This is a genomic window from Candidatus Dadabacteria bacterium (assembly GCA_026708565.1).
Taxonomy (GTDB): Bacteria; Desulfobacterota_D; UBA1144; order Nemesobacterales; family Mycalebacteriaceae; genus Mycalebacterium.
This window is the reverse complement of the sequence record JAPOUR010000002.1, coordinates 118,697-133,659: the sequence shown is the minus strand read 5'-3', so window position 1 is coordinate 133,659 and position 14,963 is coordinate 118,697. Positions and strand designations below refer to the sequence as shown.

9 protein-coding genes are annotated in these 14,963 nt (G+C 52.6%); 3 read left to right on the top strand and 6 right to left on the bottom strand.

The genetic code is table 11. The annotated features are described in order from the left end of the window. Positions 1-3: 3 nt before the first annotated feature. The 6 genes from secA to OXF42_00755 all read right to left on the bottom strand — a co-directional run bounded on the left by secA (position 4) and on the right by OXF42_00755 (position 12,001). Entirely contained in the window at positions 4-2,679 is a 2,676-nt protein-coding gene (gene secA / locus OXF42_00780; GenBank protein MCY4046637.1) for a preprotein translocase subunit SecA, read from the bottom strand. Between the two features lie 363 nt (positions 2,680-3,042). Then, complete coding sequence (locus OXF42_00775) at positions 3,043-4,686, bottom strand: hypothetical protein (protein ID MCY4046636.1); 1,644 nt, start codon at positions 4,684-4,686, stop codon at positions 3,043-3,045. Between the two features lie 27 nt (positions 4,687-4,713). Next, positions 4,714-6,759, bottom strand: a complete 2,046-nt coding sequence (locus OXF42_00770) for an N-6 DNA methylase (GenBank protein MCY4046635.1) — start codon at positions 6,757-6,759, stop codon at positions 4,714-4,716. After that, the gene (locus OXF42_00765; protein ID MCY4046634.1) at positions 6,749-7,720 is read right to left on the bottom strand and encodes a hypothetical protein; all 972 of its coding nucleotides are present in this window, start codon (positions 7,718-7,720) and stop codon (positions 6,749-6,751) included. The genes OXF42_00770 and OXF42_00765 overlap by 11 nt, the downstream gene beginning before the upstream one ends. Before the next feature lie 70 nt (positions 7,721-7,790). Beyond that, complete coding sequence (gene smc / locus OXF42_00760; GenBank protein MCY4046633.1) at positions 7,791-11,303, bottom strand: chromosome segregation protein SMC; 3,513 nt, start codon at positions 11,301-11,303, stop codon at positions 7,791-7,793. Then, positions 11,300-12,001, bottom strand: coding sequence for a SurA N-terminal domain-containing protein (locus OXF42_00755; protein ID MCY4046632.1), 702 nt, complete (start codon positions 11,999-12,001; stop codon positions 11,300-11,302). The genes smc and OXF42_00755 overlap by 4 nt, the downstream gene beginning before the upstream one ends. 88 nt (positions 12,002-12,089) lie before the next feature. Here OXF42_00755 and cofD point away from each other — a divergent pair, with 88 nt between their 5' ends. From cofD to sufB, 3 genes are read left to right on the top strand one after another with little or no spacing between them, the layout of a single operon-like run. Next, complete coding sequence (gene cofD / locus OXF42_00750) at positions 12,090-13,028, top strand: 2-phospho-L-lactate transferase (GenBank protein ID MCY4046631.1); 939 nt, start codon at positions 12,090-12,092, stop codon at positions 13,026-13,028. A gap of 23 nt (positions 13,029-13,051) precedes the next feature. Continuing rightward, on the top strand, positions 13,052-13,471 hold the full coding sequence (locus tag OXF42_00745) for an Rrf2 family transcriptional regulator (protein MCY4046630.1): 420 nt from the start codon (positions 13,052-13,054) through the stop codon (positions 13,469-13,471). Beyond that, positions 13,468-14,922 (top strand): Fe-S cluster assembly protein SufB, encoded by a 1,455-nt coding sequence (gene sufB, locus OXF42_00740; protein ID MCY4046629.1) that lies wholly within the window; start codon positions 13,468-13,470, stop codon positions 14,920-14,922. Before OXF42_00745 ends, sufB begins: the two co-directional genes overlap by 4 nt. The last annotated feature ends 41 nt before the right edge of the window (positions 14,923-14,963 follow it).

The window sequence follows — 14,963 nt, the reverse complement described above, 5'->3', positions numbered from 1 at the left end:
CCCTCACCCCCCGCAACACTTCTTATACTTCTTCCCGCTGCCGCACGGGCAGGGGTCGTTCCTGCCCACTTTTTCCGCCGACCTGCGGACGGGCGGGGCGGGTTGAGGGGCGGGGGCGGGCTCGCCGCCGGAGGACAAAAACACATCGCGCGGCGCTTCCGCCTCAAGGTCGGGAACATCCTCCCCGCGGGCTATCCTTATGCTGAAAAACTTTGTGCAAATCTCCTCCTCGTAAGTGGCGACAAGATTTGAAAACATCTCAAAACCCTCGCTTTTGTATTCGTAAAGCGGGTTCTTCTGCGCGTATCCCCGAAACCCTATCCCCTCCCGCAGATGATCCATTGCAAGCAGATGGTCTTTCCACAGCACATCAAGCGTCTGGAGCATGACAAATCTGCGTATCTCATCCGCCGCTTCGGGGCCGAGTTCCGCCTCTTTTTCCGCGAGCCTGTCCTCCACCGCCTTCACAAGCCCCTCCCCGTCCGGCTCTTCCGGAAGATTGAAAACACTCTGCGCCTCGCGGATAACCGCCTCCCTGTCCCCGCCACCGGCGGCGCGCAACTCCTCCAGCATTTCCCCGCAAACCTTGGAAACCACCCCGCCGAAACTGCGCTTCAACTCCTCGCCGCCCTCAAGTATCTCACGCCGGAGTTTGTAAATAACCTCCCTCTGAGTGTTCAAAACATCATCGTAATCCAAAAGGTGCTTCCTGATATCAAAGTTTCTGCCCTCAACCTTTTTCTGGGCGGACTCTATGACCCGCGTCATCATCCCGTGCTCAAGGGGAACGCCCTCCTCCCAGCCCACCATGTCCATAATGGACGCCACCCTCTCGGACGCAAACATCCTCATAAGCGGGTCTTCAAGCGCGATATAAAAACGGGACGAGCCCGGGTCTCCCTGCCGCCCGCTGCGGCCCCGGAGCTGGTTGTCTATGCGGCGCGACTCATGCCTTTCAGAGCCGACTATATGAAGCCCGCCGAGGCTCACAATCTCCTCCCTCCGGGCGCGGTCGGCGGGATTTCCGCCAAGCACAATGTCCGTTCCCCTTCCCGCCATGTTGGTCGCTATCGTTACCGCCCCCTTCGCGCCCGCCTGAGCCACTATCTCCGCCTCCCGCGCGTGATTCTTCGCGTTGAGAACCCGGTGGTCTATCCCCTCCTTGTTCAGGAGCGCGGATATGGTTTCGGAATGCTCTATTGACGCCGTGCCCACAAGAACGGGCCTGCCTTCGGCGTTCATCTGTTTGACCTCGGCGCAAATCGCTGAGTTTTTCTCCCCGGCGGTGCGGTAGACCACATCGTCAAAATCCCGCCGCACCATCTCTCTGTGGGTGGGAATGACCGTAACGCCCAGCCCGTAGATTTTCTCAAACTCAAACGCCTCGGTGTCCGCCGTGCCCGTCATGCCGGAGAGTTTTTCATACATTCTGAAATAGTTCTGAAGCGTTATGGTGGCGAGCGTCTGATTTTCCTGCTCTATATCGGCGTTCTCCTTTGCCTCAACCGCCTGATGCAGCCCGTCGCTCCACCGCCGCCCCTCCATAAGCCGCCCCGTGAACTCGTCCACAATCACCACTTTGCCGTCTCTCACCATGTAGTCCACATCGCGGTGAAACAGATGGCGCGCCCGAAGCGCCTGCCCGACGCAGTGAAGCGTCTCAAGGTTTGCGGGGTCGTAGAGGTTTGCAACCCCCAGCGCGGACTCAACCTTTGAGATGCCCTCCTCGGTGAGTTCCGCCCGGCGGTTTTTCTCGTCAACCGAAAAGTCGCCGCCGGGGGAAAGGGGCTGAACCACCCTGTCTATTTTGCGGTAAATGTCCGTTGAAGTTCCCGAAGGTCCCGAGATTATCAGCGGCGTGCGCGCCTCGTCTATGAGGATGCTGTCCACCTCGTCAACGATGGCGAAGAAGTGGTCGCGCTGTGTGTATTCGTCAAGCGAAAAGCCCATGTTGTCTCTGAGGTAGTCAAAGCCGAATTCATTGTTTGTCCCGTAGGTGATGTCGCATGCGTACGCCTCTTTCTTTTCGCACGGGGCAAGGGTTGTTTTGAGAGCCTCCGCAACGGCGGAATTACTGCTTTCCGGTTTTTCGGAGACTTCGCCCTCCCACACGGAAAGGTTGCCGCTTACGGCGTCTTCTGCGGCGGCGGGGTCTTCCCATTCCACGCGGTATGAGCCGCCCGCGGTTACCACCCCCGTCTCAAGTCCCAGCAGTTTGTAAACCGCTCCCATCCACAGGGCGTCTCTGCCGGCGAGGTAGTCATTAACGGTTACCAGATGCGCGCCTTTTCCCGCAAGCGCGTTCAGATACAGGGCGGGAACGGCGACAAGGGTTTTTCCCTCTCCGGTTTTCATCTCGGCGACCTCTCCCCGGTGAAGCACCATCGCGCCGATTATCTGCACATCAAAGTGTCTCATCCCCACCGCCCGGCGCGCCGCCTCGCGGGCGAGGGCAAACGCTTCGGGCATGATTTCGTCAAGTGTTTTGTTCAGGCTGTCCTGAGATTCCGAACCGGAAACACGGGAGCGCAGACCGGCGGTTTTTTCGGCTATCTGCGCGTTTGAAAGAGCCGAAACATCCCCCTCAAGCGCGTTCACTTTCCCCACAACGTAATACATGCGCCGCACCCGCCTGTCATTGCTGGTCCCGACTATCTTTTTGAAGATATCACTGAGCATTGAGGGATAGTTTATCACACGGGGAGAGGGGGAAGGGACGGCGGGAAAGCGGCGGATGCGCTAATCTCCGCAGATTGTGCGGAGATTAGTGACTAAGTAAGCGACCAAGTAGCGACCAAGTATAATTTTGATAAGTTCCTGTGCTGATTGGCAATTTGGAAATCTGTAAACTTAGAGGAAGTATAGCGTTGGCTATACAAAGACTGGAAAGGGCTTATCGGCTTACTCGCCAGATGTTGGGGGACAACCATGAGACAAAAAAGAAGTTGAGTCTTTTGGGAAGGGCTAATTTTAGAGAGTGTGAGTGTGTCCAAGGTGTTAGTCAATTAGGATAAGACATTGAAAATAAGACATGAAGAAAAGTCATTCAGGTACAGATGCCAGTGAAAGGCTATCTAACAATAGGTTAACAAGTCTAACAAATCCTTTCCTTCTCGCCTCATAAGATTCTTTCTGTTCACAGAGTTTTTTGATTTCTTGATTGCCATCTAGCTCCTCTAATAATCTTTTCAAGTTTTTCCTTCTTATACTGTCAAAGATTTCTTTTTTTCGTTCCTCCGAACATTCATTCCATTTGGAACATTCTTTGTCAACATCATCTCTTGTAACCATAAGCGGCTTCCAAGAAACAGAAAAATAGTTGAAAATGATATGTATAGATTCTCTTATTTCCTCTTGTTCTTCTTCTTGAATTCTTCGCCTTCTTGCTTCTTCGTTTGAATTCCCCCAAGAGGAATAGACACGCGAGAGAAAGAACTCCTGATCTCTTGTAATTGCATCTTTCGTTGTATAGCTGAAAAACATACTTAAAAAATCAGAAAAAAGATCTGAAGCGACATTGGGGAAAAGCCCGCTAACATCTACAAGCACTCTGTTTCGCCTTGTGCGCCCCCATTGAATAAAATTATTTAGTACTTCTTTTGAAATTCTGTTTCCAGAATTACTATCAGTTATTTTCCATTCTTCAGGAAAATCTTCGTCAAAAACCCTCAAAGATTTAAAAGATAAATTCTTTCCATCTATCATTAAATCAAAAAACTCTTTAAAGAAAACTTGAAGAAACAATTTGATGTAACTTTCACATTCCCTCTTCCATATAAGATTGCTAGAGGCTTCCCATTCTCTTTCTTTATTCTCTATATGTTTCTTAAAATCTTCAAAGAATGAGTTGGATGTGTAAGAATCAACAATCAATGAGCGCACGACATGAGGAAACAGTTTGGTTTGAAAATGCATTCGCCCCTTTCTTGATTCATAGAAAGAAAGGTCATTCCCCGAATGGTGTTTCAATCGCTTCTGCTCTTGTTCTTCATTCCATATTTTTTCTGTCCATTCTAAAATCTTTGGCAATAATACAAACCCTACATGGAAAAGATTCCTCTTTTCAAAATTGTCTTTATAACACTGAGAAAGGTTCACGGCGAGATCAAATTCTTTGTAATTGATAGCATCATCAATGTGTTTTGAAAAAATTTTTGTAAAACTTCGTTCATTTTCGACAGTTTTTTCCATCCAAAAAGAACTCCATGATTTCAAAATCTTATCTTTAATTGATTTGTTATCAAAATACAAAGATTTAGGCAACCTAAGACTCTGCAAAAAACTAATCTTAAACTCATACTTATAGCCCTCTGAGAAACGCAAAACCCTCCTGAAAGATTTCCAGAACAACCAAATCAAGAACGCAGCAATTGTAATCACAAATAATTTTTCATAAATAGATACACTTTCTTTCTCGTCGGCAAAAAAAGAAAAGAAAGAAATCCCACCTACAGAAAACCAAAAAAGATTCTTAATACCAAAGACTTCCTCAGTCAAAACCATCTTCTCAAACTCACTACTTGGCTCATTAGAACCTAAAATATCAGTGAGCAGAACAATGGCAAACGGAATGAAAATCGCCAGAATACCGATAATAACATTCTGAAAAAGTGAAGGGTCTAGATGCCGCAATACAGGTTCTAGAGAACCTAAAAAGCCTTCAATATAAAGTACAAACTCAGACATAAAATCTATATGCCTCGCACAAATCAATCATAATATCTTTCGTTCATTGTGGGCATCTATACTTTCAAACACTTTTCTCGATTCCTGTGCCAAACCAAGCGACTCTTGAACCTTCCTACCAATTTGCTCAACAACACTATCTTCCGGCAAGTCTATGAGTATGTTTAATAAATCAGTATCTGAAACATTTGGAATCGCCGCGCCGGTTCTGTAGATATTCATCTGCTTCAAAAACATCTCGCTCTTCATAAAGTAAAGCAGGTAGTAAGGATTGATCTTAAAGTTGGAGAAAACCCTAAAGCCGTTGCTACAAATACACCCTTCATGTTCTTCCGTTACCAAAGCTGTGGCATGTTTCCTTGTGCCTACGGAATTCCCCGCAATCGCCGTAATGATATTGCCCGCTTTCAACTCAAAAGAAGCCCTGCTCGGCAGTTCATGCACCCTGTAAGAAGTTGAATTGACAATGGCAAAGAAATTTGTGTCAATATCCGACAACTCTACATACTCAACCTTTCTGTCGGAATCATTCAACTTTTTACTCTTTGTCTTTACAACTTCCACCACATCGCCGAGTTTAACACTCCTGCTTGTCTCAAGAATGCTTATTATATGGCGGTTGCGCGGTGAGTAAAAATTATAATCAAACCTTCCGTTCAGACTTTCAGCGTCAACTGAAAAAGAATGTTCCGTTTCAATATGGTTTTGCTTCTGAAAGGACTTGTAATCCCCGACAACAACGGAAAAGTCCTCATCTATCAGCAAGTCCCCTTTCTCATTTTTCAAATCCATACCGTATTGATCCTTCTTGTAAACAGGGGTTCCGTTTTTGTTTCCCTGATAGCCGAGTTTATTTATTTTGCCAAAGAAAACGGAAGAACTTTTCTTGTTTCTTTTGCCTTTCTTTTCAACAAACAAAAGCGATGTTTTAACTCCTGTTCCATAAGGAATAAAAGCATCTTCGGGCAGTTTGACAATTGCCATGATATTGGCAACCTGTTTTATGTAAGATCTCAGATACTGCAATGAAGGGCTTTCAAAATACCCGTTAGGCAACACTATGCCCATCCGCCCTCTTTCTTTGAGAAGTTTCAAACACTTTTCTATGAACAAAGCCTCGGTGGATTGAGAATTTCTCAATGTGTTGGTTTTATAATACGCATCATTTGACCCCGACCATTTGTAACCAAGATCGTAGTTAACAAGGACTTCCCTGTTTGTTATCTTCCCTCCGAAAGGCGGGTTGGTCAATATAATATCAAAGCCGTCAAAAGAATCCTTGCTCAAAGAACACAGATTTGCCGGACTTTTCCCATCAAGGGCCGTAAGTGAATTAAGGCAACCTATATTGGTTTTGGCATTGGATTCCAGCAATAACTTCATCTTTGCCATACGGGCAACGCTCTTGTTAATGTCAAACCCGAATAAATTGCCGGATATGATTTCCCTGACATCGGCATCTCCGTGTCTTGATTCAATATACCTCAAAGAAGAAATCAGGAAGCCTCCGCTTCCGCATGCGGGATCCGCAATCAAATCCGAGGGCTCAGGCTGCAAAATATCAACACAAAAATCAACAATGGGCTCCGGAGTAAAAAATTGCCCCCTGCCGCCCTTCTCATGGTGAGAAAGAAACTTCTGAAATGCCAAACCTTGCGCGTCCGAAGAAGAAGCGGAAAGCGAAACGGATTGAAGTTTAAGGACCGCAAAACCCAGTGAAAGATCGGACAGCCCTATCTTATCATCCGATTCAAAAACATCTCCAAACTCTTCTTTGGTTCTTTGAAGCAACAGGGAAAGCCTTTTCCGCAAACTCAAGGATAAAGAAGACCGCTCAAGTTCCCCTGTTTCATCCGGTGAAATATAAAACTCTTTATTGCCGTTTCTCTCGTCATAAAACTTGACGAAAAGAAGTTTGACCACCTCTTCAAGAGTTTGCTGTGAAGACAATCCGTCATTGGCGTAAATACAATCATGTATCTCCTCAAACCGCTTCAAGAGATTGTCATCCCTGAAAAGTTCCGGTTTGGAAACCAAAGAGGCAAAATCTCTGTTCTCAAGGTTAAGATTCAACTACAATTCTCCTTTTGTCCACTTGCATATCGGTTTCCCTGACCGCATCTTTTTTGTCCAAGGTTTCGCAGGCTTCAATAAAATCTTCCTGCCAATCCTCGGCAAGGTCTATCTTCATTGAGCCGTCAGACTGAGGAAAAACAAATCCCATTACATAGTTTTGTTGGAGATGATTGGAATCTTTTTCAGAAGACTCCAGATGGTTCGGATTGACAAAAAGAAACTTGTGTTCACTGTATCGGAGAACTATGTCAACGGAAATTAAGTTGAATTCATCCTTGAGCGGAGTGGCTTGCGTTCTGGCGCTGGACCCCGATGTTCCCGACACAAAATGCGTCTCAAGCACCATAATCTTATTCATAAGATATTGAAGTCTTTCCTGAAGCATATTGTCAATTTCATCACGGGTATATTGCTCAAGTGTTCGCATGTTTATCAATTTGCCAGTTTCTCTCTTCGGCGGATTTTTCAAGTAATCTTGAATTTCCTCATAAGAGTATAAGTCGGTTGAATACTTGCCGCTGATCATCTCCGGAAGATTTTGTTCAGTCCAGCGCTCAATCTGCGGTTCTACTGGCTGACCAATATCAATCCAGTTTATTATTTCTTTGTTATGATACAAAAACTTCCTAAGGCGATTTAGATTATAAAGTTTGTGCCATTGTTCAGTGTTAGACTTGACGCCCTTGGACTCAAGAACATACCATGAGCTTCCCTCCCGCAGTCTAAAATAGAAATCGCCATGATGATTGTGATGTTTCTTGCCTTCCCACTTTTCCCTGATTCTTCTTACTTCCACTCCGAGGCTTTCCAGTTTTTCCTTGAGAAGCAACTCTGTTATGGAACCGCTTACATAACCTTGAGCGTTCGGGCTAAGTTTTAATGCTTCAAGAAAAACTTCCAGTGTGGTCTTGAAAGTCTTTTCCACAAAAGTTTGAAGTTTTTCAACTATGCCCGGCATTGTTCGGCTCCTCGCCAAATCCGGAGATGATTGTATTGAAAGTTCAGCCCGTAGGCAAACTTGGAGTGTTTCAAACCGCCTTCGCCAAATCCACCGACACAACCGCCGAGTTTGACGCCTTGCTTGAGGTTATCCCTATAAGCGCGTCAACATCGGAAATTGTCGTTTTGTTGTGGGTAACGATAATCGTCTGCGAGTTGCGGGAAATCTCCCCTATCAACGAGGCAAACCGCCCCGTGTTTGAATCGTCAAGCGGGGCGTCTATCTCATCAAGAATGATGAACGGAAGCGGGCGCACAAGGCACGAGGAAATTATGAACGCTATCGCGGAAAGCGCCTTTTCACCGCCGGAAAGCAGGCTCATACTCTGCGCCTTCTTGCCGCCGGGCTTCACCACTATATCCACGCCCGTCTCAATGGGGTCATTCGGGTCTGTCATAACCAGCCGCCCCTCCCCGCCGCTGAAAAGTGTGGGCAGCAGTTCGCGGAATTTCAGGTCAACCTCCTCAAACGCCGCCGTAAACTTCTCCGCGCTCTCGCGGTCAAGCCGTGATATGGACTTTTTGAGCGAATCCGCCGACTTCTCAAGGTCTTCTATCTGAGTCTCAAGAAAACCGTGCTCTTTTGAAGCCTCCTCATACTCATCGGGCGCAAGCAGGTTCACAAGGCCGAAACGCTCTATCCGCCCCTTCACCGCCTCAAACTCCGTCTTTGTTTTGTCTATGTCCACTGCGCGGAGTTCATCCTCTCCGGGTATCTCAACGCCGTGCTTGCGCGCCGCCTCGTCCATCTCGCCGGACAGATACTCTATGTTGTTCTCCATAGTTTTGATGCCCACCTCAACATCGGCGCTCCGCGACCGCGCCTCTTCCAGCCGCTTTTCCAGTTCCGCAAGTCGCTCGCGCAACTCATTTGCCTGAGACATCACTCCGCCCCGGCTCTCACGGACTCCGTCCGCCCCGGCGCGTTTTTCCTCAAGCTCCTTCTCAAGCCGCTCTATTGTCCGCCCCGCCCCCGCCGCCGTCTCGTCCATCTCCGCCCGCTCGCGCGCCCGGTCTGTCATCTCCTGAGTTATCTCCGCAAGGCGCGCGGTTATCTCCTTTTCACGCACGGCAAGGCTTTCCGCCTCGCGCAAAGAGCCCTCCCTTCCCTGTTCAAGGGATGCCATCTCAACCTTGAGGTCGCCTATCCTTCCGGCAATGCCGCTGCCGCGCTCCTCAATCTCGGTGTTTCTCGCCTCAAACTCGCCGAGCAACTCTTTCTGGCCGTCCCTCTCCGCCGTAAGCCGCTCAAATTCATCGCGGCACTCTGCGGCAAGGGCGTTTTTCTTCTCAAGTTCCCCGGTTGCGGCGGCAATCTCCGCATCTATCTCTTTGAGTTTCGCCTCCTTGCCCTCTATGGAGAAGTTGAACTCCCCAAGGTCGCGCTCAAGCGAGCCGAGCTGCGCCCTCGCCGTCTGTATGCTCTCGTCCAGAGACGCCATCTCGGACTTCAAGTCCTCCATGCGCGCCTCAAAGCCGCCCGCCTCCTCAAGTTTTTTCGCTATGTCCGCCTCAAGGACGGGAATCTCCGCCGTAAGCCGCTCTATTTCAGACTTCCTCTCAAACACGCCGCCCGTCATCCAGCCGCCGCAAACCGCGCCGGAGACGTCAAGAAAATCCCCCTCAAGGGTGGCAAACGAAAGCCCCTTGGAATTCTCCGCGCACTCAAACGCGGCGGCAAGGTCTGAAACCACGCAGACACCGGCAAGCAGATTTGCAATAACCTCGCCGCCGTCGCCCCGCGCTTTGACCACTTCGGATATCAGGCGCGCCCCGCGTGGAGGCGAAACCTTTCCGCCGCCGCCCTTTGCGGTCGCGGGGACAAAGGTCGCCCGCCCGGCTTTGCTCTCGCGCAGTTTTCCTATCGCCCTCTGCGCGTCTTTCCCCGTGCCGACAACTATCCAGCCCAGCCGCTCGCCCAGAGCCGCCTCAAACGCCTTTGCGTATTTTGCGGGAACTTCGGCGTAATCGGACAAAACCCCCAGCGCGCCGCCGGGCCCGCCTTCAAGCAGCAGTTTTCTTGACGATTCGGGAAGCCACTCAAACGATTTCTGTATGTTTGAAAGTTCGGCAAGGCGCGACCGGCTTCCGCCGAGACGCTCCTTCATCTCCGCCGCCTCGGCGCGCAGTTTCTCATGCTCATCGCCGAGAGAGCCGATGCCGCCCTCTATCTCCTTTCTCTTGCTCTCCGCCCGCTCGCGCTCTTTGCGCGCTTCGGCTATCTGTGATGAAAACTCCCCGCGCCGCTCGGAAAGACGCTCTTTTTCCTCAACCAGATCGTTTTTCCGCCCGGTCAAATCCTCGCAGCGGCCGCTCAGCCGCAACGCCTCGCCGGTAAGCTCCCTGTAGCGCGCCCCTGCCTTGTCGCACCGCTCAACGGCGGAGAAAAACCTCTCGCGAACCTCCTCAATCCCCCCCGTGTCGGGAGACGGGGCGGAGTGTATCGCCTCCATTTCATTCTCGGCGTCCCCGATCTCGCGCCGGGCGGCGGAGAGACGCTCAAGCGATTTTTCCGCCTCCCGCCGGGCGGTTGCGACCTGTCCGCGAATGTCCGCCGCCTGCGTCTCAAGCGCGAGTTTCTCGCTTTCAAGCCTGCCCGTGAGGGCGTCCATGTCCGCCTTGCGCCCCGCATATATCTCCCTGCGCGACACCTCGCCGTTTATCCGCTCCCTCACGGCAAGAATGCCGGTGTCCGCCGAGGAGACTTCCTCCTCAAGGGCCTGCGCCCGCGCCTCAAGCGACTTCAGCCGTTCAAGGGCGGAACTTCTCTCGGCGCCGGCGGCCGCCACCGCTTTTGCGGCGTCCTCCCTTGAGGCGGAAGTCTCGCGCAGTTTGCCTTCACTCTCCAGTTTCTGCGCCCCCAGCAGCGCAATCTCAAGGCGCGCCGCCTCGCCCGTTATCTCGTTCAGTTTTTCCGCCTGCTCCGCCTGCCGCCTCAAATTCTCTTTTCTTCTGTCCGCCTCGCGGGCAAGGGCGCGGACTTTCGTCAGGTTTTCCTCGGTCTGTTTCAGGCGGGTGTGCGTCTCCTTTCTCTTGTCCTTGTAGCGCACAATGCCGGCGACCTCCTCTATGAGGCGGCGTTTCTCCTCCGGCTTGGACATCACAAACCCCTCAACCTCGCCCTGCCCTATGATGGAGTGCGCGCGCGCCCCGGCGCCGGTGTCGGTGAAGATGTCAACAATGTCTTTGAGGCGGCACGCCGTCCCGTTGATGAGATACCGGCTCTCGCCGTCCCGGAAGTAGCGGCGCGTGATGGAAACCTCGCCGAAACCCGCTCCGGGCACATCGGCAAGCGTCATCACAACCTCCGCCATTCCCACGGGCTTGAGGGAAACCGTCCCGTCCGAGATAAGGTCTTCCATTGAGCCCGCGCGCAGCATGCGCGGGTTCTGCTCGCCGATGACCCACCTTACGGCGTCTATGACGTTTGACTTTCCGCACCCGTTGGGTCCCACAATGCCGTTTGAGCCCTTGTGAAACTCAAGCCGCGTCTTCCGGTGGAACGACTTGAAGCCGGTCAGTTCAATTGATGTTATCCTCAACGTAAAATCTCCTCGTTGACCTCAATGTCCGCTCCGGAGCGGAGTTCGCCAACCCACCAGGAAATAACCCGCACTCCCCTCTCCGCCTCCTGTTCCATGTCCGTGCGCGCGCTTTCCCTGAACTCGTCAGTCGCCGCGTTTCCCGCGGCCTCAATAACGGTTTCCACTTCAAGTTCGGTCGCGCCGGAGGAGGCGCGCGCAATCTCCAGCATTCTTGAAGCCAGATGTTCGTCTCTGAGCGCGTCTTCAAACTGGGAGACCGTCATGCCCATTGCGCTCTCAACCACCCGCCTGTAGTAGTCCGCCCCCGCAAACTCGCCGTCCAGCTGAAAGGAGGGGTTGGTTACTACGGCGTCGCGAATGCTTGAGTCCGGTACGCGGAGGCCCATCTCGCGCGCCTTCTGGGCAAGCAGTTTGCGCTCAACTATGACGGCGAGCGCAAAGCGGGTTATCCCGTCCTGCATCTCAAGGGTAACCCTGTCCGCATCGGCGGTCTGCGAGTTGTAGACGCTCTGGCGTATGAGCCGGTAATAGGAAAAGGGAACGGAGTCGCCGTTGACGGTTACGGCTACGCCCGCGGAGGGGCCGCCGCCGAAGCCGCCCGTGTATCCGAGACCCACAATGAATGTGAGCGCGAGCAATGTTACTATTGTCCGCGCGACCCAGGAGTTTCTGTTTTCTTTCAGGCCCGTGCCCATAACCGTGCGCCAAGCCCAACCTCGGCTTCTATTGTATACCGAAAAAACCCCGCAACGGAAACTTTTTCATATATGCTTCCCGGAGAAAATGATTACCTCTCTCGGAGGCGGGGTCGGCGCGGGCAAATTTCTCAAGGGTCTTGCGCTTGCGGCGGACGGGGAAAAGCCGTCCGTTATTGTCAACACGGCGGACGACATCCGGCTGTGGGGGCTCAACATATCGCCCGACATTGACACCGTTATCTACTGGCTTTGCGGGCTGGTTGACAAAAAAAAGGGCTGGGGAATTCGCGGCGACAGTTTCAATTTTATCGGGTCGCTCCGCGCGCTGGGGGAGGAGGCGTGGTTCAACATCGGCGACGGAGACCTCGCCGTCCACATACTGAGAACACGGATGCTTGCGGAGGGAAAGACGCTTTCCGGGGCGACCCGTGAAATATCGCGGCGGCTGGGGGCGGACTCAAAGGCGGAGGTTTTTCCGATGACGGATGCCCGCGTGGAGACCTGGATTGACACCGGCGGGGGCGAGATGCACTTTCAGGAATACTACATACGGCGGCGCATGAAGCCGCGCCCGCTGGGAGTGCGGTTTCGGGGGATTGAAACCGCCGCGCCCGCCCCCGGCGTTGCGGAGGCGATACGGGACGCGGAAAAAATAATCATCTGCCCGAGCAATCCGGTTATCAGCGTGGGGCCCGTCCTCGGAGTGCCGGGAGTGAGGGAGGCGGTCAGGGAGGCGCGCGCGCCGGTCGCGGCGATAAGCCCCATAGTGGGGGGCCGCGCGCTCAAGGGCCCCGCCGACCGCCTGATGAGGGCGCAGGGGCACGAGGTGTCGCCGCTGGGGGTGGCGCGCATGTACGCCGATTTTCTGAGCCTTATGGTCATTGACAGGACGGACGCCTCATACGCCCCCTTGATAGAGAAGGAGGGAATTGCCGCGCTGGTGGCGGACACAGTAATATCAGACGCCCGCGCGGCGGAGGCGCTGGCGCGGCGGACGCTTGAAAAATTGGACTCCCTGCGTTAGTGTCAGACCGGAAAGGTTAAGTTATGCAGGTAAGCAAGGCGCTTGATTACGCAATACGTTCGCTGACGCACATGGGCAACAATCCCGACAGAAGGTGCGGCATAAGGGAGATATCCGAAAGCCGCCACGTGCCGGACAAGTATCTGGCAAAAATCATGGGGCGGCTGGTCAAAAGCGGCATAGTGCGCTCCGGGCGCGGCCCCGCCGGCGGCTACATGCTCGCCCGCGACCCCGCCGAGTTGAACCTCCGGGACGTGTATGAGGCGATTGAGGGGGAGATACACATAATTGACTGCATGAACGAAGACGGCCCGTGCGCCCTGTATCAGGACTGCACACAGATAGCCGTCTGGGACAAGATTCAGATAGAGATGCTTAAAACGCTCCAGAGAATCAGCCTTGAGAGCCTGACGGACAAAAATAAAAAGAGGAAACGGACATGAGCGTTGATTTTGAAGAACTGGCCCGGCGGGAATACAAATACGGATTTTCCACCGATGTTGAGCAGGAAGTCGCCCCAACGGGGATTGGAGAGGATATCGTCCGCTTCATCTCCGCAAAGAAGGACGAGCCGGAGTGGATGCTTGAGTGGCGTCTGGAAGCCTACCGGCAGTGGAAGAAGATGAAAGAGCCGCGCTGGGCAAACGTCAGTTATCCGCCGATTGACTACAACGCCATAAGTTACTACGCCGCGCCCAAAAGCGGGGACGCGCCGGAAAGCCTGGACGACATAGACCCGGAGATACGGGAGACCTACGAAAAACTGGGCATTCCGCTTGAAGAGCAAAAGATGCTCGCGGGAGTAAAGGAAACCGCGCCGGTTGCGGTTGACGCGGTTTTTGACAGCGTTTCCCTGGTAACCACCTTCAAGGAGAAACTCGCTGAAGAGGGGGTCATATTCTGCTCCATGTCCGAGGCGGTGAGAGAGCATCCCGAACTGGTCCGGAAATACATCGGTTCGGTCGTTCCGAGGGGAGACAACTTTTTTGCCGCGCTCAACTCGGCGGTTTTCTCGGACGGCTCTTTCGTTTACGTGCCGGAGGGCGTGCGCTGCCCGATGGAGCTTTCAACCTACTTCAGAATCAACGCGGAGAACACCGGCCAGTTTGAGCGCACCCTCATAGTGGCGGAAAAGGGAAGTTACGTGAGCTACCTTGAGGGCTGCACCGCCCCCATGAGGGACGAGAACCAGCTTCACGCGGCGGTGGTTGAACTGGTTGCGCTTGACGATGCGACAATAAAATACTCAACCATTCAGAACTGGTATCCCGGAGACGCAGAGGGCAGGGGCGGCATATACAATTTTGTTACCAAGCGCGGGCTGTGCGAGGGAGCGAACTCGCATATTTCATGGACGCAGGTGGAAACCGGCTCCGCCATCACCTGGAAATATCCGGGCTGCGTGCTCAAGGGAGACAACTCGGTCGGGGAGTTTTATTCGGTCGCGCTCGCCAACAGAATGCAGCAGGCGGACACGGGAACAAAGATGATCCACCTCGGCAAAAACACCAGCAGCACCGTAGTGTCAAAGGGCATTTCCGCCGGTAAGGGGCAGAACACCTACCGGGGGCTGGTTGAGATAGGCGCGGGGGCGGAGCGGGCGCGCAACTACACCCAGTGCGACTCCATGCTTATCGGCGACCGCTGCGGGGCGCACACCTTTCCCTACATAGAGGTCAAAAATTCAACGGCGCAGATGGAGCACGAGGCGTCCACGTCAAAGATAGGCGAAGACCAGATATTTTATTGCCAGCAGCGCGGGCTTTCCGCCGAAGACGCCGTTTCACTGATTGTGAACGGATTCTGCAAGGAAGTTTTCAAGGAGTTGCCCTTTGAGTTCGCCGTTGAGGCGGAAAAACTGCTGAGCGTCAGCCTTGAGGGGAGCGTTGGGTAACGTTCCGGCGGGGCACAAAATCCATACCTGACAACGGGAGA

Excerpts from the sequence above, each read along its gene's own strand:
- secA (MCY4046637.1), bottom strand. The coding sequence starts at position 2,679 with ATGCTCAGTGATATCTTCAAAAAGATAGTCGGGACCAGCAATGACAGG.
- OXF42_00775 (MCY4046636.1), bottom strand. The coding sequence starts at position 4,686 with ATGTCTGAGTTTGTACTTTATATTGAAGGCTTTTTAGGTTCTCTAGAA.
- OXF42_00765 (MCY4046634.1), bottom strand. The coding sequence starts at position 7,720 with ATGCCGGGCATAGTTGAAAAACTTCAAACTTTTGTGGAAAAGACTTTC.
- OXF42_00755 (MCY4046632.1), bottom strand. The coding sequence starts at position 12,001 with ATGGGCACGGGCCTGAAAGAAAACAGAAACTCCTGGGTCGCGCGGACA.
- cofD (MCY4046631.1), top strand. The coding sequence starts at position 12,090 with ATGATTACCTCTCTCGGAGGCGGGGTCGGCGCGGGCAAATTTCTCAAG.
- OXF42_00745 (MCY4046630.1), top strand. The coding sequence starts at position 13,052 with ATGCAGGTAAGCAAGGCGCTTGATTACGCAATACGTTCGCTGACGCAC.
- sufB (MCY4046629.1), top strand. The coding sequence starts at position 13,468 with ATGAGCGTTGATTTTGAAGAACTGGCCCGGCGGGAATACAAATACGGA.